This is a genomic window from Streptomyces venezuelae (assembly GCF_008642315.1).
GTDB classification, from domain to species: domain Bacteria; phylum Actinomycetota; class Actinomycetes; order Streptomycetales; family Streptomycetaceae; genus Streptomyces; species Streptomyces venezuelae_D.
In genome coordinates this window covers 2,920,840-2,937,946 of the sequence record NZ_CP029192.1, presented here as the reverse complement: position 1 = coordinate 2,937,946, position 17,107 = coordinate 2,920,840, and the positions used below count along the sequence as shown (strand labels likewise).

The window sequence follows — 17,107 nt, the reverse complement described above, 5'->3', positions numbered from 1 at the left end:
TAAAACGGGACAAAGCCCCCTGCCACTCGGGTGGCGGGGGGCTTCGCTGTCCTGCTGATGCGCTTCAGCGCGTCTGCTGAGCCGGAACTCCGCGGGAAACGGGCTCGTCGTCGGCAGGAGTACCGGCCGCGGCCACGGCCGCACCGGTCAGCGTCGCCAGCATCTCGCGCACGTTCGTCAGCTGCGCGTTGATGGAGTCGCGACGGTTCGTCAGAGCGGCGAGCTCGCGCTCGGACTCCGAACGGATCCGGTCCGCCTTCGCGTTCGCGTCGGCCACGATGTCCTCGGCCTGGCGCTGCGCGGTCTCCACCGTCTGACGGGCGCGGCGCTCCGCGTCCGTACGCAGCTTCTCGGCCTCCAGGCGGAGCTGCTCCGCGCGGTGCTCGATCTCCGCGAGGCGCTTCTCCGCCTTGGCCTGACGCGAGGCCAGGTCGCGCTCGGACTGCTCACGGCGCTTGGCGAGGTTCGTCTCGAAGTCCGCGGCGGCCTGGGCGGCCTTGGCGCGGGTCTCCTCGAAGAGGGCGTCGGCCTCCTCGCGCTTGGACTGCGCGTCCTTCTGGGCCTCGGCCCGCAGCGCGCTCGCCTCGCCCTTGGCCTTCTCGACGATCCGGACGCCCTCGTCCTCGGCCTTGGCCTTGCGCTCGGCCGCGAACGACTCGGCGTCGTTGCGCACCTGCTGGGCGGCGGACTCGGCGAGCTCGCGGTGCTGCTCGGCGGCGCGCCGGGCCTCCTCGCGCAGGTCCTTCGCCTCCTCCTCGGCGAGGCGGAGGATCTTCTCGACGCGGGCACCGAGACCGGCGTACGACGGCTCGGCGTCGGCAACCTGGGCCTGGGCGTTCTGCGTCTCGAGGTGCAGTTCCTCGATGCGCTTTTCCAGAGCAGTGATACGGGCAAGAGCGCTGTCACGGTCGGAGACGAGCTTGGAGATACGTTCGTCCACCTGAGCGCGGTCGTACCCACGCCGCACAAGCTCGAAGCCGTAGGGGGAAGTGTCGCTCATGGGGTTCCTGTCGAATGAGACCGGTGAGGTGATAGAGGGAATCCTAGGGGTCCAAGCGGCGTGTCATCGAGCAGATGCCCGTTTGATCTGGAGAATGACACCCCTTTTGAGTGGTCAACCGCAGGAGCGCTTGCCAGAGACAGGGCCAAAGGTCCTTTCAGAGCACGGGTGATGCTCCTTGGCTACCCATCCGACTGCTTGCCACTCGAACGAGTCGACCCTGCCGCGGCTCCGGCCTTGACGCCACCCGCGCCCGAACCGCCGCCCTGCCCGGTCTTCGCACCGCCCGACGGGGCCTCGAAAGACTCCAACGCCTCCAGCACGTCCTGGACACGGGAGATCTCCGCATTGATGTCGGCCCGGCGGCGGACGAGGACTTCGAGCTCCTGCTTGCCCTCCTCCACCGTACGCGTCGCCTCGGCCTCCGCCTCGGCCTTGATGCGCTCCGCCTCGCGCGTCAGCTCGCTCTTCTTCGCCTCGGCCTCCTTCAGGAGACCCTCGGCCTTCTTCACGGCGGAGATACGGACCTTGCTCGCCTCGGAGTTGGCGTCGGAGACGAGCTCCTTGGCCTTCGCCTCAGCCTCGGCCAGCTGCTCCTCCGCGGCCTTGACCAGCGCGTCGCAGCGCTCGCCCGCCGACTTCATCGCCTCCGCGGACTCGCGGCGCGCCCGCTCGTGCAGCTCCTCGATCTCGGCCGTCAGACGGTCGCGCTGCTCCTCCGAACGCTCCCTTATGGCGGTCGCGTCGCCACGGGCGCCGACCAGCAGCTCGTCCGCGTCCGTACGCGCCTTCTCCACCAGCGAGTTGCCCTCGACCGTCGCCGCCGCGACCAGCCGCTCGGCCTCCTTGCGGGCCGCGCCCACCATCGTGTCGGCCTGCGCCTCGGCGTCCGTCGTCGCCTTGAGCGCCTTCTCCTGCGCGTCCGCCGTCAGCTTCTCCGCCTCGGAGGCGGCCTCCGTGATGAGCGTGTCGACCTGCTCGGCCGCTTCCTGACGGCGCTTGTTGGCGGCCTGGCGTGCCTCGTCGAGGGTCCGCTCCGCCTCCTCGCGCGCCTCGGACGTGAGCCGCTCGGCCTCCCGCGCCGCCTCCGCCTTGACCCGCTCGGACTCGCCGCGGATCCGCTCGGCGTGCTGCTGCGCGGAGTTGACCGTCTCCGCGGCCTCGGCGCGCAGCCGCTCCGCGTCGCCCGACGCGTCCGAGATGAGCTTCTCGGCCTTCGCCACCGACTCCGCGCGAACCCGCTCCGCCTCGGTCGTCGTCTCGGCCTTGAGTCGCTCCGCCTCCGCGGTGGACTCCGCGCGGACCCGCTCGGCCTCGGTCGTGGACTCGACCCGGACCCGCTCGGCTTCGCCGAGAGCCTCCGTACGGACCCGCTCGGCCTCCGTGGCCGTGTCGGACTGCAGCTTCTCGGCCTCGCTGCGGGCCTCGCCGATCAGCGTGTCGGCCTGGCTCGCGGCGTCGTTGCGGATGCGGTTGGCGTCCTCGCGGGCGTCGGCACGCGTGCGGGACGCGTCCTGCTCGGCCTGCGCGATGGTGTCCGACGCCTCCGTGCGCACCCGCTGGGCGTGCTCCGAGGCGTCCGAACGCATCCGCTCGGCCTCCGCGATGGCCTCCGAAACGGTTCGCTCGGCCAGGGACTTCGCGGCCTCCGACGCCTCCGACGCCTCGCGCCGGGTGCGGTTGGCGTCCTCGGTGGCGCGCTCCCGCTCGGCATAGGCATCGGAGCGGACGCGGTCGGCCTCCTCCTGCGCCTCGGTCCTCGTGCGCTCGGCGGCGTGCTCGGCGGCCGAACGCAGGCCCGCGACCTCCTCCTGCGCCGCCTCGTGCAGGCCGGCGACGGAGTCCCGTACGGACTGGGCGTGCTGCTCGGCGGCCGAGACCATCTCGGTCGCGCGGCGGTCGGCCTCCTCGACCAGACGGATCGCCTCGGCCTGCGCCTCCTCCACGCGCTTGCGGGCGGAGGCGAGGAGCTCCTCGCTCTGCTCGCGGGCCCGCTCGCGCTCCTGGTCGGCCTCCGCGCGGGCGGAACCCAGCGTCTCCTCGGCCTCGCGGCGGCGGCGCGCGGCCTCCTCCTGGGCGGCGGCCAGCTCCTCGGCGGCCTCCGTGCCCACCCGCTCGGCGGCCGCGGCGGCCTCCGCGCGCACGCGGTCCGCGGACTCCTGCGCCTCGGTCTTCAGCCGCTCGGCCTCGGCCGCGGCCTCCGAACGCAGGCGTACGGCGACGTTCTCGCCCTCCGCGCGCGCCTGCGACGCGTCGGCGGCGGCCTCCGTGCGCAGCCGCTCGGCCTCGGTCTCGGCCTGCGACTGGAGCGTGCGGATCCGCTCGGCGGACTCCGTGCGCAGCCGGTCCGTCTCGTCCGCGGCCTCCTTGCGGATGCGCTCGGCCTCCGCGCGGGCGTCGGTCAGCGCCTGCTCGGCGGCGGACAGCCGCTCCTCGGCCTCCGTGTGCAGCCGCGTCAGCTCTTCGGCGGCCTCCGCCTGACGGGCCGCTATGGCCTGCTCGGTCTCCGCGCGCAGCGCCCGCGCGGCCTCCTCGGCCTCCGACTTCGTGGCCTCGGCCTGCTCGGCGGCCTCCTCGCGGTGCCGCTCGGCCTCCGCGCGGGTGCGCTCCAGGGTCTCCTCGGCCTGCGTGCGCAGGGTCGTGGCGCGCTCGACGGCCTCCGCGCGGACCCGCTCGCTCTCGGTGGTCGCCGCCGTGCGCAGCTCGTCGGCGTCGGCCTTCGCCTTCGCGAGGAGCTCCTCGGCGGACTTGGCCGCCTCCTCGATCTGCTGGACCGCCTCGCGCCGCGCCTCGCTGCGGATGCGGTCGCCCTCGGAGGCCGCGTCGGCCCGCAGCTGCTCGGCCTCGCCGCGCAGCCTGCGCGCCTCCTCCTGCAGCTCGACGGTCTTGGCGCGGTACTCCTTGGTGTCGTCCTTCGCCGCGCCCTTGAGCTCCTCGGCGATGTCGTGCGCCTCCGCGCGCAGCCGGTCCGCCTCGGTCTCCGCCTCGGAGCGGATCCGCTCGGCCTGCTCGGTGGCGGCCTTCGTGGTCTCCTTGGCGTCCTTGGACGCCTTGTCGAGGACCTCCTCGGCGGTCCGCGCGGCCTTCGCGAGCTGGCCCGCGGTCTCCTCTGCGGTGATCGTGCGCGCCTTCTCGGCGGCGTCCGCGATCAGCTTCTCGGCCTCCGCGCGGGCGTCGGCGACCAGCTGCTCGGCCTCGGACCTGGTGGCCTCGGCCTCCTTGGTGGCCTCGCCGACGAGACGGGCGACCTGCTCCTTCGCGGTGCGCGTGCGCTGTTCGTTGGCGCCCTCGGCGGCCTGCAGCTGCTTGGTCGCGGTGTCCTTGGCCTCGGCGAGCACCTTCTCGGCCTCGGCGCGGGCCTCGCGCAGCGCCGTCTCGGCCTCGGCCATGCGCTGCTCGGCGGCGCGGTTCGCCTCCGCCGTCTGGCGGCGTGCCTGGTCGGACTCGGCCGCCGTGGTGGAGCGCAGCTGCTCGGCGTGGTCGGTGGCCTCCTGGGCCTGCGTCGACGCGGCGTTCAGGAGGCGCTCGGCGTCCGTTCGGGCCCGGCGCAGGATGGCCTCGGCCTCGGCGCGGGCGGCCTCGGCGTCACCGGCGAGGCGCTGACGGGCCTCCTCGGCGACGCGGGCGGCCTCCGCGCGGGCGGCGGCCAGGGCCTGGTCGGCCTCGGCGCGCGACTCGTCGAGGAGGCGGCGGGCCTGCTGCTCGGTGCGGGCCCTGAGCTGCTCGGCCCAGGCCACGTTCTCGTTGACGTGCGACTCGACGGTCTGTCGGCGCTCGTTCAGCTCCTGGTCGAGCTGCTGGCGCCGCGTCACGGCCTCGGTGTGCAGCTCGGACTGGAGTCTGGCCTGCTGCTCGGCGTGCTCCTGGAGGATGCGCTGGGTCTGCGCCCTGGCGTCGCGCAGCTCGCGCTCGGCGTCGGCGCGCAGCTGTTCGGCCTGGATCTGGGCATTGCGGAGCATCTGCTCGGCCTGATACCCGATGTCCGCGCTGTCGTAGGCAGGGCGGGACGCGAGGTTGCGGCGCGCCTCGTGCAGCTTGGCGCGCAACACCTCGACCTGGTAGCCGAGGTCCTCGGCGTGCTGGACGGCCTTCTCCCGCTCGGTCTTCAGCCGGTCCATCTCGGCCTCGAACCGCGACAGACTGTCGGTCTCAGCCCGCGAGTTCTCTTGGCGTTCGTAGCCCCGCACTGCGCGGTCCCATCCTTCCCCAAGCTCTACGAGCAGGGGATACCCCAACCCTGGTCGCAACTCTCTCCAACGAGCCCCGTTCATCCGCCGAACGAGGCCCCCGGGGGAATGGTGTCAGATCAACAGCGGAGCATGGGCTGCTGCCCCGACGCTCGTCCCCCGAAACCCGGACCCCGGCATGTGGCCGCCCCGACTTCGGACGGCCGCCCCTCACCCTACCGGCCCGGATATACGGAGGTCAGTGCTCCAGGGACTCGGAGGGTGCCGAAGTGACAAGTTCCGTCAGGACTCCGTGACAGTCCTTCGGGTGCAGGAAGGTGATGCGCGACCCCATGGAGCCGATGCGGGGCTCTTCGTAGAGGACGCGTACGCCCTTGTCCTTGATGGCCGCCGCGTCGCCGTCGACGTCCGCGGTGCCGAAGGCGATGTGGTGCACGCCCTCGCCGTTCTTGGCCAGCCACTTGCCGACCGCGGAGTCGTCGCGGGTCGGTTCGAGAAGCTGCAGGTAGGAGGCGCCTCCGTCGCCGGTGTCATTGATCTTCAGCATGGCCTCGCGCACGCCCTGCTCTTCGTTGACCTCGGAGTGGGTCACCTCGAATCCGTACGTCGCGCGGTAGAACTCGACGGTCTTGTCGAGGTCGAAACAGGCGATCCCGATGTGATCGATTCGCGTCAGCATGCTTCAAGTGCAGCGCTTGATGCAGTGATTACGCAACGTGCGCGCGATCACAGTCGCCGCCCGGTGACGGCGGGGGTACTGCTCAGTACATTCAGATAAACCCTCGTTAACTCCTCTCCTCCCAAGGGGTCGTCGCACATGGCAGGAACGACCGGCACCACCTCAGTGATCGTCTCGGGCGCACGAACGCCCATGGGCCGTCTCCTCGGCTCGCTGAAGTCCTTCTCGGGTGCGGATCTGGGGGGCTTCGCGATCAAGGCCGCGCTGGAGCGCGCGGGCATCGGAGGCGACCAGGTCCAGTACGTGATCATGGGCCAGGTGCTCCAGGCCGGGACAGGGCAGATCCCGGCACGCCAGGCCGCCGTGAAGGCGGGCATCCCCATGAACGTCCCCGCACTGACCATCAACAAGGTCTGTCTCTCGGGTCTCGACTCCATCGCACTCGCCGACCAGCTCATCCGCGCCGGCGAGTTCGACATCGTGGTGGCCGGCGGCCAGGAGTCCATGACCAACGCCCCGCACCTGCTCCCCAAGTCCCGCGAGGGCCACAAGTACGGCGCGATCGAAATGATCGACTCCATGGCGCACGACGGCCTGACCGACTCCTTCGACGGCGTCGCGATGGGCGAGTCCACGGAGAAGCACAACACCCGCCTGGGCATCCGCCGCCCGGAGCAGGACGAGGTGGCCGCCCTCTCGCACCAGCGGGCCGCCGCCGCCCAGAAGAACGGCCTGTTCGAGGCCGAGATCACCCCGGTGGAGATCCCGCAGCGCAAGGGTGACCCGGTCCTCTTCGCGCAGGACGAGGGCATCCGCGGCGAGACCACCGTCGAGACCCTCGGCAAGCTGCGCCCGGCCTTCGCCAAGGACGGCACGATCACGGCGGGCACGTCCTCGCAGATCTCCGACGGCGCCGCCGCCGTCGTGGTGATGTCCAAGGCCAAGGCGCAGGAGCTCGGCCTGGCCTGGATCGCCGAGATCGGCGCGCACGGCAACGTGGCGGGCCCCGACAGCTCGCTCCAGTCGCAGCCCTCCAACGCCATCCAGCACGCCCTGAAGAAGGAGGGCCTGGCGGTCGACGACCTCGATCTCATCGAGATCAACGAGGCATTCGCGGCCGTCGCCGTGCAGTCAATGAAGGACCTCGGGGTGTCCTCGGAAAAGGTGAACGTCAACGGCGGCGCCATCGCGCTGGGTCACCCGATCGGGATGTCCGGCGCGCGGCTCGTGCTGCACCTCGCCCTGGAACTGAAGCGCCGGGGCGGTGGCGTGGGTGCGGCCGCGCTGTGCGGTGGCGGCGGTCAGGGCGACGCGCTGATCGTCAAGGTGGCCAGGGCCTAGCCCTCGGCAGGCCGCTGTCGTCTCGTACGTGGTACGTAGTGAACGGAGCTGTGATGCAGGACGTCCCCTCCCTGGTGGCGCAGGCCCGCGAGGGCAGGCCGCGGGCCGTGGCCCGGCTGATCTCACTGGTCGAGGGGGCGTCACCGCAGCTGCGGGAAGTGATGGCGGCGCTTGCCCCGCTCGCCGGCCACGCGTACGTGGTCGGCCTCACGGGGTCCCCCGGTGTCGGCAAGTCGACATCGACGTCCGCGCTCGTGAGCGCCTACCGGCGTACCGGAAAGCGGGTCGGCGTCCTCGCCGTCGACCCGTCGTCCCCCTTCTCCGGCGGCGCGCTCCTCGGCGACCGGGTGCGGATGTCCGACCACGCGTCCGACCCCGGCGTCTACATCCGCTCCATGGCCACGCGCGGTCACCTCGGCGGGCTCGCCTGGGCCGCCCCGCAGGCCATTCGCGTGCTCGACGCCGCGGGCTGCGACGTGATCCTCGTCGAGACGGTCGGCGTCGGACAGTCCGAGGTGGAGATCGCCTCCCAGGCGGACACCTCCGTCGTCCTGCTCGCGCCCGGCATGGGCGACGGCATCCAGGCGGCGAAGGCCGGAATCCTGGAGATCGGCGACGTGTACGTCGTGAACAAGGCGGACCGCGACGGCGCCGACGCGACCGCGCGCGAGCTGAACCACATGCTGGGCCTCGGCGAGTCCCGGGGCCCCGGCGACTGGCGCCCGCCCATCGTGAAGACGGTCGCGGCGCGCGGCGAGGGCGTCGACGAGGTCGTCGAGGCGCTGGAGAAACACCGGGCGTGGATGGAGGAGCGGGGGGTCCTCGGGGAGCGCCGGGTCGCCCGCGCCTCCCGCGAGGTCGAGACGATCGCCGTCACGGCCCTGCGCGAGCGCATCGGCTCGCTCCACGGAGACCTGCGGCTCTCCGCGCTCGGGGAGCGGATCGTGGCGGGGGAGCTCGACCCGTACACGGCCGCGGACGAGCTCGTCGAGGGCCTGACGGAGAGCTGAGACATGCCGCAGGGGCGGCGTCGGTGACGCCGCCCCCGCGGTGGTGTTCCTGTGTGTGTCAGTCGTCGTCCTGGCCGTCGTGGTCGTCGTCGTGGGTGTCCGCGCGGTCGGCCGTGACCTTGCCGCTCTTCAAGTCGACGTTGTATTCGGACTCCGCGCCCCGCTTACCGGTCGTCTCCACGTTCCAGGCGGTCGCCGTGGAGTCGTCGTCCAGGTCCACGGAAGTCACCGTGCCCTTGTCGGCGCCGGCCTTCGCGGCGTCCGCGGCGCCGACGGAGGCGCCCTTCAGGGCGGAGTTCACGCGGGCGGCGTCGGCGGCGTCGTCACCGTCGTCGTCCTTGTCGACCCAGGAGCCGAGGACCTTGCCCGTGCCCGGGTCGACCTCGACGTTGTGCCAGGTCTTGCCCTTCAGGATGTCGACGTCCCAGACCAGGCCGCCGTCCTCGTCGTCGAGCTCGGCGGAGACCGCGGTGCCGGACGTGTCCGCGAGGGCCGCCTCGATGGCGTCGGCGGCGGTCACCTTGGCGGCCTTCGCCTCGGCGGTGTTCTCGGCGGCGTCGTCGCGGTCGTCGTCCTTGCGGTCGTCGTCCCGGCCGTCCTGGTCGTCGCGGTCGTCCTGGTCCTTGCGGTCGTCGTCCTTCAGCTGGACGCTCGACTTGCTCGCGGCGCTGTCGTCGTCACCGCCGGTCGCGAAGGCGGTGGCGGTGCCGCCTCCGATCAGGGCCGCGGCGGCGACGGTGGCGATGACGATGTTGCGCTTCATGAGGGTCCTCCCGAGAAAGTGGGCGGTGTGGGCGGCGGCCCGGGGGCTGCTGCCGTTCGCTTTCGACACGGACCAATCTGGCGGAGCGATCCTGAACGCACGCTGAAGCCGCCTGAAGAACTCTTCAGCTTCGCTCTGCCACCCTGAACGCATGCGCCTGTTGATCGTGGAGGACGAAAAGCGGCTGGCCCTGTCGCTCGCCAAGGGGCTGACCGCCGAGGGCTTCGCCGTGGACGTCGTCCACGACGGCGTCGACGGACTGCACCGGGCGAGCGAGGGCACGTACGACCTGGTGATCCTCGACATCATGCTGCCCGGCATGAACGGCTACCGCGTCTGCTCCACGCTGCGCGCGGCAGGGCACGACGTGCCGATCCTGATGCTCACGGCCAAGGACGGCGAGTACGACGAGGCCGAGGGCCTGGACACCGGCGCGGACGACTACCTCACCAAGCCCTTCTCGTACGTCGTGCTGGTCGCCCGCGTGAAGGCGCTGCTGCGCCGCCGCGGCAACGCGGGGCCCTCCCCGGTCCACACCCTGGGAGACCTGCGGATCGACACGGCGGCGCGCCGGGTCCTGCGCGGTGAGGACGAAGTCACGCTCACGGCGAAGGAGTTCGCGGTCCTGGAGCAGCTGGTCCTGCGCACCGGCGAGGTCGTCTCCAAGGGAGACATCCTGGACCACGTCTGGGACTTCGCGTACGAGGGCGACCCCAACATCGTCGAGGTGTACGTGAGCACGCTGCGGCGCAAGCTCGGCGCGGCCCTCATCAAGACCGTGCGCGGCGCCGGGTACCGCCTGGAGGCACCGCGATGAGCCGGCTGTTCGGATCGGTGCGGGCCCGCGCCACGCTCGGCGCGAGCCTCGTCGTCGCCCTCGCCCTGGTCGCGGCGGGCGCCGCCGTGCTGCTCTCGCTGCGCACCAACCTCACCGACCAGGCGGGCTCCCGGGCCGACTCGGCCGCCCGCAAGGTCGCCTCGCAGCTCCTCACGGTCCGGTCGTTCGGCGACCTGGACCTGCCGGACGACGACGACCAGCCCGTCCAGGTCGTCGACGGCGACGGCAGGCTGGTCGCGGCGACCGAGGACCTGCAGAAGATCAGTGGCACCGGCGTCGACCAGGTGAGGCCCGGCCGCGGGGGAGCGGGGGCGAAGGAGGACGACGGCGACGGCGGGGACGGCGAGGACGAGGAGATCGACGACGACACCAAGTACACCAACGGCTCCGCCACCATCGACGGCGAGAGCGCCGAGTACCGCTTCGCCGCCGTCGAGGTCAGCTCGGCGAAGGGCGACTTCACCGTCCACGCGGGCAGCTCGCTCGCCAGCGAGAAGAGCGCGGTGTCCACGGCGTTGACATCGATGCTGATCGGGCTCCCGCTGCTCCTCGCGGTCGTCGCCGGCGTCACCTGGCTGGTGACGCGGCGCGCCCTGCGCCCGGTGGCCGCGATCACCGCGGAGATGTCCGCGATCACCGCGTCCGAGGACCTCGCGCGCCGCGTGCCCGAGCCGGACACGCACGACGAGATCGCCCGCCTCGCCCGGACCACGAACGAGACGCTCACCGCGCTGCAGACCTCCGTGGAGCGCCAGCGCCGGTTCGTCGCTGACGCCTCGCACGAGCTGCGCAGCCCGATCGCCTCACTGCGCACACAGCTCGAAGTGGGCGCGGCGCACCCCGAGTTGCTGGACGTCGACGGCGCCGTCGAGGACACCGTGCGGCTCCAGGAGCTCGCCGCCGACCTGCTGCTCCTGGCCCGTCTCGACGCGGGGGAGAAGCCGGGGGCGGGCCGCGTCGACCTGGCGGCCTTCGCGCGCGAGGAGCTCTCGCAGCGCACCCGGGACCACGTCGAGGTGCACGCGGACCTGAAGAGCGCCGAAGTCGCGGGCTCGCGCGGCCAGTTGGCGCGGGTGCTCAACAACCTCCTGAACAACGCGCAGCGGCACGCACGCTCCCGCGTCACGGTCACCACCCGGAGCGACGGGGCCTGGGCGGTCCTGGAGGTGGCCGATGACGGCAGCGGCGTGCCGGAGAGCGAGCGGGAGCGGATCTTCGAGCGGTTCGTACGGCTCGACGACGCGCGCACCCGCGACGAGGGCGGGGCCGGTCTGGGCCTCGCCATCGCCCGGGACGTGGCGGTGCGGCACGGCGGCACGCTCAAGGTGCGGGAGGCGCCGTCCGGGGGTGCGCTGTTCGAGCTGCGGCTGCCCAGCCCTCAGTCGTCGGCGGAGTGAGGGGTGAGGCCGGCCGCGGCGGTGCGGATCAGGGTTTGCCGCGCTGGGCGCGCAGGTGCTCCGCGATCGGGGTCAGGGCCTTGCGCAGGTCTTCGAGGGCCTCGTCGGAGATGAGGTCGACGAAGTGCCGCCGCACGGACGCGACATGGTGCGGGGCCACCTTCCGCATGGTCTCCATGCCGTCCTCGGTGAGGACGGTGTAGAGACCTCGCCGGTCGGACTCGCAGTTCTCACGGCGCACCAGGCCCGCGTTCTCCATGCGGGTGATCTGGTGGGAGAGGCGGCTCTTGGACTGCAGGGTGGCGGCGGCAAGGTCGCTCATCCGCATCCGGAGCTCTTCCGACTCGGAGAGATACACGAGAATGTCGTAGTCGTTCATGGTCAGGTTGAACGGCTGAAGGTCCTTTTCGAGCTGATACGTCAGCATCCTGTTGACCTCCACGTGGGTGCGCCAGGCGCACTGTTCCTCGTCGGTCAGCCACTGCGGGGCCGTCTCGGTCTCCATGGAATCGATTCTACCTAAGAAGTTGAAAGGTGAACGAATGGTGGGATGTGACGCGCCTCGCACCACCTGCCTCCAGGAGGGGCACAGGCGTTCGCCGTCACACTCCGCAGACTACCGCTCACAGCCCGAAGCGACGCTGGAGGTCCCCCAGTTGTCCGGGAAGGCGCGGTGCACCCGGCTGCTGACCCGGTTGCCCCACAGTGCCCCGTCCGCCGGGTACGCCCCCCTGTTGGGGCACCTCACCCGATGCCCGTTCGGGCATCAGCGCCTCGCTGGACTGGAGCAGGACCGTGCCGGCGCCCACGAACTCGAACTGGTGCTCCTCGCCGGACGTCCCGCCGATGCCGGTCAGTGCCCGCACGCCTCCGATGACGCCCGTGAGGTACCCGTGGTCGTAGTGATGGCAGGGTGACGGGCAGTCCGCCCACCCCACGAGAGCCTGTGGATCCACGCGGATCGGGGGCTCCATGAAGACCACCGGGCCGTTCGACGCGGCGACGAACTTGCCCGTGCCGATGAGGGTCAGAAAACCCGGAACGATCGATTGCTTCAGCGCGAGAGTTGGCTGAAAAGCGAGGAGGTTGCCGGAGCGAATGGTCAGGTTGCCCTCTTCGAGATCGTACGAATTCACGTCGAAGGCCCGGTCGGCGAGGAGCATCTTGCCCTGGCCGTCCGCCACGACCCAGTCGCTCGCGTGCAGCGGCGAATGAAAACTGGTCCGGACCAGACGGTCCAGGCGGCCGTGCCCGATGCCGTTGAACTCGATCCGTCCGTAGTAGGCGATCATCTTCCCCTTCTGCAGGAACCACTGGTTCCCCTTGAGCTCCACGCAGAAGGTGTAGGGATTCACGCTGTCGTCGCTCGGCAGCGTCATCGGATCGAAGACGGTGGGCGCGCCCGCGGGCGTCGAGACGTTCGGATTCACAGCGTTGGGGTTCACAGCTTCTCCTCCGAAGCCTGGACGTACACCGCGCCGGTCCCCGACAGCTCCAGTTGGAAGGCCTCTCCGGAGCCGCGGCCCACCATGTCGCGCCAGCCGAGCGCCGTGGACAGTTTGTTGCGCACGTCGCCGTGGTGTGCGACATACGCCTGCGGGTCCACGTGGACCGGGCGCTGCGGGGTGATCGGCACCTCGATGACGCCACCGTGCGCCATGACGGCGACCGCGCCGTGGCCCTTCAGGGTCGTGGTGAACAGGCCCTGACCGCTGACCTGGCCGCGCACCATGCCCATCACGCCGCCCTGGGAGCCCAGGAACATCGTGCCCTGCTGGAGCGTGCCGTCGAAGGCGAGCAGGCGGTCCGCCTCCACGAACAGCGTGTCCCCGGAGAGGCCGATCACCTGGATGTGGTGGCCGCCGTGCCCGAACAGGACCGTGCCACTGCCCCCGACGGTCATCAGGGGCGTGGCCTCGCCCGCGACCCGGCGTCCGATCATGGAGGCGAGACCGCCCTGGCCGCCCTGGAGGTTGGGGGTGAAGGAGACCTCCCCCTGATAGGCCAGCATCGCGCCGCGCTGGCTGAAGATCTTGGTGCCCGGCCGCACGGTGGCCTCGATCATCTTCGAGTTGATCTCACGGAAGGGCATGTCACACATCCCCCGCGATCGTCGCCCGCTCGCTGGGCTGGACATAGACCAGGCCGTCGCCCTCGAAGCGGATCTGGAAGGCCTCGCCACCGCCCTCGCCCATGAAGGTGCGGAACGTGACACCGGACTGGAAGCTCTGGCGGACGTCCCCCTGGTGCGCGATGTACGCCCCCGGGTCCACCGTCAGCGGATACTCCCGGGAGACGCGCAGCACCACCGCCGGTCCGTCGGAGACGATCGCCGCCTGGCCGGTGCCCTCGACGGTCGTCGTGAACAGTCCGTTCCCCTGCGTCGCGCCGCGCAGGCCGGTGAAGCTGGTGCCGGTGCGCAGGCCGGCGTCGGTGCAGAGCAGATTGCTCGCCTCGACGAACAGCTTGTCGCCGGTCAGCCGGACGAGATTGATCTCGGTGGCGCGGTCGGCGAACCAGCAGGTGCCGTGCCCCTTCACCTCCATCACCGTCATCTGCTCGCCGGTGACGCGGCGGGTCACCATGCCTCGGATGCCCTCACCGCCGCCGGTCATCTTCTTGAAGGCCATCTGGCCGTCGTACGCGACCATCGAGCCGTTCTTCGCCTTCACGGCGTCGCCCGTCATGTCGACGGCGAGCACTCTGCTCCCTTGGAGCCGGAACGTAGCCACGAATCGACGGTAGCCGCCGCGTACCCACCCAGAACAGGGTGAAGGGCCCTGAGCGAACCCGGAGAACACCCCGATGTCACAATGGGGGTCGCTTGTGCGTCCGTTCACAAGATCGACGCCGCCGAGCCCCGCCCGCTGCCTGCCGTCCGTCCCACCGAAGGTGACCCGTGGACATCAAAACCGCTTCCGCACTCCGCCGCCTCCGCCTGGTCTCCGTGCCCGAGGGCATTTCCTGGATCGTGCTGTTGGTCTGCACGATCATCAAGTACACGGTCTCCGAGGACTTCAACGTGGCGCCGGTGCTCGGCCCGATCCACGGTGTGCTCTTCGTCCTGTACGTGGTCTTCTGGCTCGACGCCTGGAACCGCGCCAAGTGGGACCTCGGGACCGGAGCCCTGTACTTCGCGTTCTCGTTCATCCCCGGCGGCGGCTTCATGGCCGAGCGCAAGCTGAAGCGTGAGGCCGAGGCCGCGGTGATCGCGTCGCGCGCCCGCAAGGAAGGTGTCGTGAACGCATGATCGTCGCCTTCTCCGTGACCCCGCTCGGGGTCGGTGAGGACGTCGGCGAGTACGTCGCCGACGCGGTCCGCGTGGTCCGCGAGTCCGGCCTCCCGAACCGCACCGACGCCATGTTCACGTCCGTCGAGGGCGAGTGGGACGAGGTGATGGACGTCGTCAAGCGCGCCGTCGCCGCCGTGGAGGCGCGTTCGCCCCGGGTCTCCGTCGTCATGAAGGCGGACATCCGCCCCGGCGTGACGGACGGTCTCACGTCGAAGGTGGAGACCGTGGAGCGGCACCTGTCCGCGTAGGCGGGCCGCAGCATCGCATGGAACGCCCCCGCCCTTCTGGGCGGGGGCTTTTCTCTGCCCTCGGACTTGAGCGACTGCTCAAACATAGCTACCTTGTGTTTTGAGCAGTCGCTCAAAATGGCGTTGACGTGGGGGTTTGCCGTGAGTCTGTACATCGAGGCGCGCATACGCGCCGATCTCGACGACCTCTGGGCCCGCACCCAGGAACCCGACCAGCACCGGCGCTGGGACCTCCGCTTCGGCGAGATCGACTACCTGCCGCGCCGGGAGGGCGAGCCCCAGCGCTTCCGGTACGCCACGCGCGTGCTGCCCTTCCTGACCATCGCCGGCACCGGGATCTCCGCGGGCGAGAAGCGGCGCCCGGACGGCACCCGGACCTCCGCTCTGCGCTTCGGGTCCCCGCACCCCCTCTCCCTCCTCGAAGAGGGCAGCGGTTACTGGCGTTACGTACCCGTGGAGGACGGCGACGGCATCCGTTTCCTCACCGGGTACGACTACCGCCCGCGCTGGGGCCGGTTCGGGAAGATCACCGACCGGCTGGTCTTCCGGCCCCTCATGGGCTGGGCGACCGCCTGGTCGTTCGACCGGCTCAGGCTGTGGCTGGAGCGCGGCATCACCCCGGAGCGCGCGCTGCTGAACGCCGTGACGGACTTCGCCGCCCGCGTCCTGTGCGTGACCGCGGCGGTCCTCTTCGCCCCCATGGTGGCCCTGGCGGCCGCCGCCACGATGCTGATGCTGCCGCCGCTGCCCACGACTCCCGCCGCCCGCCGCTGCCGGCGCAAGCCGCCGGTACGCGTGCGTGAGCCGCGCATCCTCGCCGGCCTGGGGCCGCTCACCCCCGGCACCTCGCGCACCCCGCGCACCCCGCGCACCTCTCGCACCCCCCACGCCTCTCGCACCCCGCGCACCAGGACCGAAGGGCAGTACTCGTGACGCAGAACGCCTCGATCTTCCGCACCGTGATGGGTGCCGACTTCCACCGGCTCCACCCGCAGCTCCAGCGGCGCTTCTCCGTCGGCCTCGCGAGCGGCGAGGCCTGTACCGGTCGGGGCGTCATGGACCGGATCTGGCACGGGCGCGGGTTCGTGAAGCCGTTCCTCGCGCTCGGCGGCACCCGCAACATCCTCGTCCCGCGCCAGGGCAGGAACGTGCCCTTCGTCATCGAGAACGTGCCGTACGCCGATACGTACGGCCGTGAGACGGTGACCTTCGTGCGCACCTTCGACCTGCCCGGCGGCCCACGCCGCTTCGACGCCCAAATGGTCCTGAGCCCCAAGGGCGACCGCGTGCTCGACTACCTCGGCACGCACCAGCACCTCGCCAGCGACCTCCACTTCCGCGCGCAGCCCGACGGCTCGCTCCTCATCCGCTCCGGAGAGCACCGCTTCCGCGAGGGCCCCGTGGACTGCCGCGTCCCCTCCCTCATCGGGGGCGACGCGGAGGTCCGCGAGTCCTGGGACGAGGCCGCGGGACGCTTCCGCATCCGGGTCCGGGTCACCAACTCCCGCTTCGGGCCCCTCTTCGGCTACGAGGGTTCCTTCACGGCGACGTACACCGACGTCCGTACGTGCGGAGTCCGCCCGGGGCTGCGGCCGGTCCGTGAGGAGGTGCGCGCGTGAGCGCGGCCAAGGACCCGGCCAAGAGCCTGGAGACCCGTACCAAGCTCCTCGACGGCGCGCTGCGCACCCTCACGGAGCAGGGCATCGCCAAGACGTCCGCACGGAACATCGCGGCGACCGCGGGGGTCAACCAGGCGCTCGTCTTCTACCACTTCGGCTCCGTCGACGAGCTGCTCGCGGCGGCGTGCCGGCACGGTACGGAGCAGCGGGTCTCCCTGTACCGGGAGCGGCTTGCCGAGATCGACTCCCTCGCCGGGCTGCTCGCCTTCGGGCGCGAGATGCACGAGGAGGAGCGCGAGGCGGGGCACGTCGCCGTGCTCGGCCAGCTGCTCGCCGGGTCCCAGACGCAGCCGCGGCTCGCGGTGGCCACGGCGGCGGGGCTCGCCCTCTGGATCGAGGAGATCGAGAAGGTCCTGACCCGGGTGCTGTCGGCTTCGCCGCTCGGGGAGTTCGTGGACGCGGTGGGGCTCGCGCGGGCGGTGGGGGCGTCGTTCGTGGGGATGGAGCTGTACGAAGGGGTGGACGCGGAGGGGGCGGGGCGGGCGCTCGACTCCCTCGAGCAGCTTTCTCTCCTCGTCTCCGCCGTCGAGGATCTTGGGCCGCTGGCCCAGCGGGCGGTTCGGCATCGGCTCCGCAGGGTGCGCGGCTGACCCTGCGGTGGCCTTCTCGGGGTCTCGGCCCCGCGGCAACGTCCTACGGGGTGGGGGCGCCGAGCCCGCCGCTTCGCGGCGGA

The 17,107-nt window shown here is 71.3% G+C and carries 17 protein-coding genes; 9 read left to right on the top strand and 8 right to left on the bottom strand.

The features are described from left to right. Window positions 1-64: 64 nt before the first annotated feature. From DEJ48_RS12230 to mce, 3 genes are all read right to left on the bottom strand, one after another. Window positions 65-1,000: a cellulose-binding protein gene (locus DEJ48_RS12230; protein WP_150216158.1), complete on the bottom strand. Its 936-nt coding sequence runs from the start codon at window positions 998-1,000 to the stop codon at window positions 65-67. Between the two features lie 182 nt (window positions 1,001-1,182). Beyond that, complete coding sequence (gene scy / locus DEJ48_RS12225) at window positions 1,183-5,187, bottom strand: polarized growth protein Scy (protein WP_150216157.1); 4,005 nt, start codon at window positions 5,185-5,187, stop codon at window positions 1,183-1,185. A 238-nt stretch (window positions 5,188-5,425) separates the two neighbouring features. Beyond that, entirely contained in the window at window positions 5,426-5,866 is a 441-nt protein-coding gene (gene mce, locus DEJ48_RS12220) for a methylmalonyl-CoA epimerase (RefSeq protein WP_150216156.1), read from the bottom strand. A 138-nt stretch (window positions 5,867-6,004) separates the two neighbouring features. Here mce and DEJ48_RS12215 point away from each other — a divergent pair, with 138 nt between their 5' ends. Together DEJ48_RS12215 and meaB are read left to right on the top strand one after the other, a co-directional pair. Beyond that, entirely contained in the window at window positions 6,005-7,207 is a 1,203-nt protein-coding gene (locus tag DEJ48_RS12215; protein WP_150216155.1) for an acetyl-CoA C-acetyltransferase, read from the top strand. Window positions 7,208-7,260: 53 nt separating this feature from the next. After that, window positions 7,261-8,217 (top strand): methylmalonyl Co-A mutase-associated GTPase MeaB, encoded by a 957-nt coding sequence (meaB, locus tag DEJ48_RS12210; RefSeq protein ID WP_150216154.1) that lies wholly within the window; start codon window positions 7,261-7,263, stop codon window positions 8,215-8,217. Window positions 8,218-8,275: 58 nt separating this feature from the next. Here meaB and DEJ48_RS12205 read toward each other — a convergent pair whose 3' ends face one another. After that, window positions 8,276-8,980: a PepSY domain-containing protein gene (locus DEJ48_RS12205; protein WP_150216153.1), complete on the bottom strand. Its 705-nt coding sequence runs from the start codon at window positions 8,978-8,980 to the stop codon at window positions 8,276-8,278. Window positions 8,981-9,131: 151 nt separating this feature from the next. Here DEJ48_RS12205 and DEJ48_RS12200 point away from each other — a divergent pair, with 151 nt between their 5' ends. Continuing rightward, window positions 9,132-9,797: a response regulator transcription factor gene (locus DEJ48_RS12200; protein ID WP_150216152.1), complete on the top strand. Its 666-nt coding sequence runs from the start codon at window positions 9,132-9,134 to the stop codon at window positions 9,795-9,797. Further along, complete coding sequence (locus DEJ48_RS12195; RefSeq protein WP_150216151.1) at window positions 9,794-11,215, top strand: sensor histidine kinase; 1,422 nt, start codon at window positions 9,794-9,796, stop codon at window positions 11,213-11,215. Before DEJ48_RS12200 ends, DEJ48_RS12195 begins: the two co-directional genes overlap by 4 nt. A gap of 28 nt (window positions 11,216-11,243) precedes the next feature. Here the strand turns inward: DEJ48_RS12195 and DEJ48_RS12190 are convergent, their stop codons facing one another. From DEJ48_RS12190 to DEJ48_RS12175, 4 genes are all read right to left on the bottom strand, one after another. After that, the gene (locus DEJ48_RS12190) at window positions 11,244-11,720 is read right to left on the bottom strand and encodes a MarR family winged helix-turn-helix transcriptional regulator (RefSeq protein WP_150216150.1); all 477 of its coding nucleotides are present in this window, start codon (window positions 11,718-11,720) and stop codon (window positions 11,244-11,246) included. A gap of 118 nt (window positions 11,721-11,838) precedes the next feature. Beyond that, entirely contained in the window at window positions 11,839-12,594 is a 756-nt protein-coding gene (locus tag DEJ48_RS12185; RefSeq protein WP_150221137.1) for an AIM24 family protein, read from the bottom strand. Between the two features lie 62 nt (window positions 12,595-12,656). After that, window positions 12,657-13,307: an AIM24 family protein gene (locus tag DEJ48_RS12180; RefSeq protein WP_150216149.1), complete on the bottom strand. Its 651-nt coding sequence runs from the start codon at window positions 13,305-13,307 to the stop codon at window positions 12,657-12,659. A gap of 1 nt (window position 13,308) precedes the next feature. Continuing rightward, the gene (locus DEJ48_RS12175; protein WP_150216148.1) at window positions 13,309-13,947 is read right to left on the bottom strand and encodes an AIM24 family protein; all 639 of its coding nucleotides are present in this window, start codon (window positions 13,945-13,947) and stop codon (window positions 13,309-13,311) included. 167 nt (window positions 13,948-14,114) lie between these two features. Here DEJ48_RS12175 and DEJ48_RS12170 point away from each other — a divergent pair, with 167 nt between their 5' ends. The 5 genes from DEJ48_RS12170 to DEJ48_RS12150 all read left to right on the top strand — a co-directional run bounded on the left by DEJ48_RS12170 (window position 14,115) and on the right by DEJ48_RS12150 (window position 17,024). Continuing rightward, window positions 14,115-14,465 (top strand): DUF3817 domain-containing protein, encoded by a 351-nt coding sequence (locus tag DEJ48_RS12170; RefSeq protein ID WP_150216147.1) that lies wholly within the window; start codon window positions 14,115-14,117, stop codon window positions 14,463-14,465. After that, window positions 14,462-14,755: an MTH1187 family thiamine-binding protein gene (locus tag DEJ48_RS12165; protein WP_150186265.1), complete on the top strand. Its 294-nt coding sequence runs from the start codon at window positions 14,462-14,464 to the stop codon at window positions 14,753-14,755. Before DEJ48_RS12170 ends, DEJ48_RS12165 begins: the two co-directional genes overlap by 4 nt. A 141-nt stretch (window positions 14,756-14,896) precedes the next feature. Next, the gene (locus DEJ48_RS12160; protein WP_223832009.1) at window positions 14,897-15,688 is read left to right on the top strand and encodes a hypothetical protein; all 792 of its coding nucleotides are present in this window, start codon (window positions 14,897-14,899) and stop codon (window positions 15,686-15,688) included. A 29-nt stretch (window positions 15,689-15,717) separates the two neighbouring features. Then, a complete protein-coding gene (locus DEJ48_RS12155; protein WP_150221136.1) occupies window positions 15,718-16,374 on the top strand; it encodes a DUF4166 domain-containing protein in 657 nt (218 codons plus the stop codon). Then, window positions 16,371-17,024 carry a TetR/AcrR family transcriptional regulator gene (locus tag DEJ48_RS12150; RefSeq protein WP_150216146.1) on the top strand — a complete coding sequence of 218 codons (654 nt, stop codon included), beginning with the start codon at window positions 16,371-16,373 and terminating at the stop codon, window positions 17,022-17,024. The genes DEJ48_RS12155 and DEJ48_RS12150 overlap by 4 nt, the downstream gene beginning before the upstream one ends. Window positions 17,025-17,107: the final 83 nt, after the last annotated feature.

Coding starts and splice junctions, on each gene's coding strand:
- meaB (WP_150216154.1), top strand. CDS start 7,261: ATGCAGGACGTCCCCTCCCTGGTGGCGCAGGCCCGCGAGGGCAGGCCG.
- DEJ48_RS12205 (WP_150216153.1), bottom strand. CDS start 8,980: ATGAAGCGCAACATCGTCATCGCCACCGTCGCCGCCGCGGCCCTGATC.
- mce (WP_150216156.1), bottom strand. CDS start 5,866: ATGCTGACGCGAATCGATCACATCGGGATCGCCTGTTTCGACCTCGAC.
- DEJ48_RS12155 (WP_150221136.1), top strand. CDS start 15,718: ATGGGTGCCGACTTCCACCGGCTCCACCCGCAGCTCCAGCGGCGCTTC.
- DEJ48_RS12165 (WP_150186265.1), top strand. CDS start 14,462: ATGATCGTCGCCTTCTCCGTGACCCCGCTCGGGGTCGGTGAGGACGTC.
- DEJ48_RS12190 (WP_150216150.1), bottom strand. CDS start 11,720: ATGGAGACCGAGACGGCCCCGCAGTGGCTGACCGACGAGGAACAGTGC.
- DEJ48_RS12200 (WP_150216152.1), top strand. CDS start 9,132: ATGCGCCTGTTGATCGTGGAGGACGAAAAGCGGCTGGCCCTGTCGCTC.
- DEJ48_RS12180 (WP_150216149.1), bottom strand. CDS start 13,307: ATGCCCTTCCGTGAGATCAACTCGAAGATGATCGAGGCCACCGTGCGG.
- DEJ48_RS12195 (WP_150216151.1), top strand. CDS start 9,794: ATGAGCCGGCTGTTCGGATCGGTGCGGGCCCGCGCCACGCTCGGCGCG.
- DEJ48_RS12185 (WP_150221137.1), bottom strand. CDS start 12,594: ATGACGCTGCCGAGCGACGACAGCGTGAATCCCTACACCTTCTGCGTG.
- DEJ48_RS12215 (WP_150216155.1), top strand. CDS start 6,005: ATGGCAGGAACGACCGGCACCACCTCAGTGATCGTCTCGGGCGCACGA.
- DEJ48_RS12230 (WP_150216158.1), bottom strand. CDS start 1,000: ATGAGCGACACTTCCCCCTACGGCTTCGAGCTTGTGCGGCGTGGGTAC.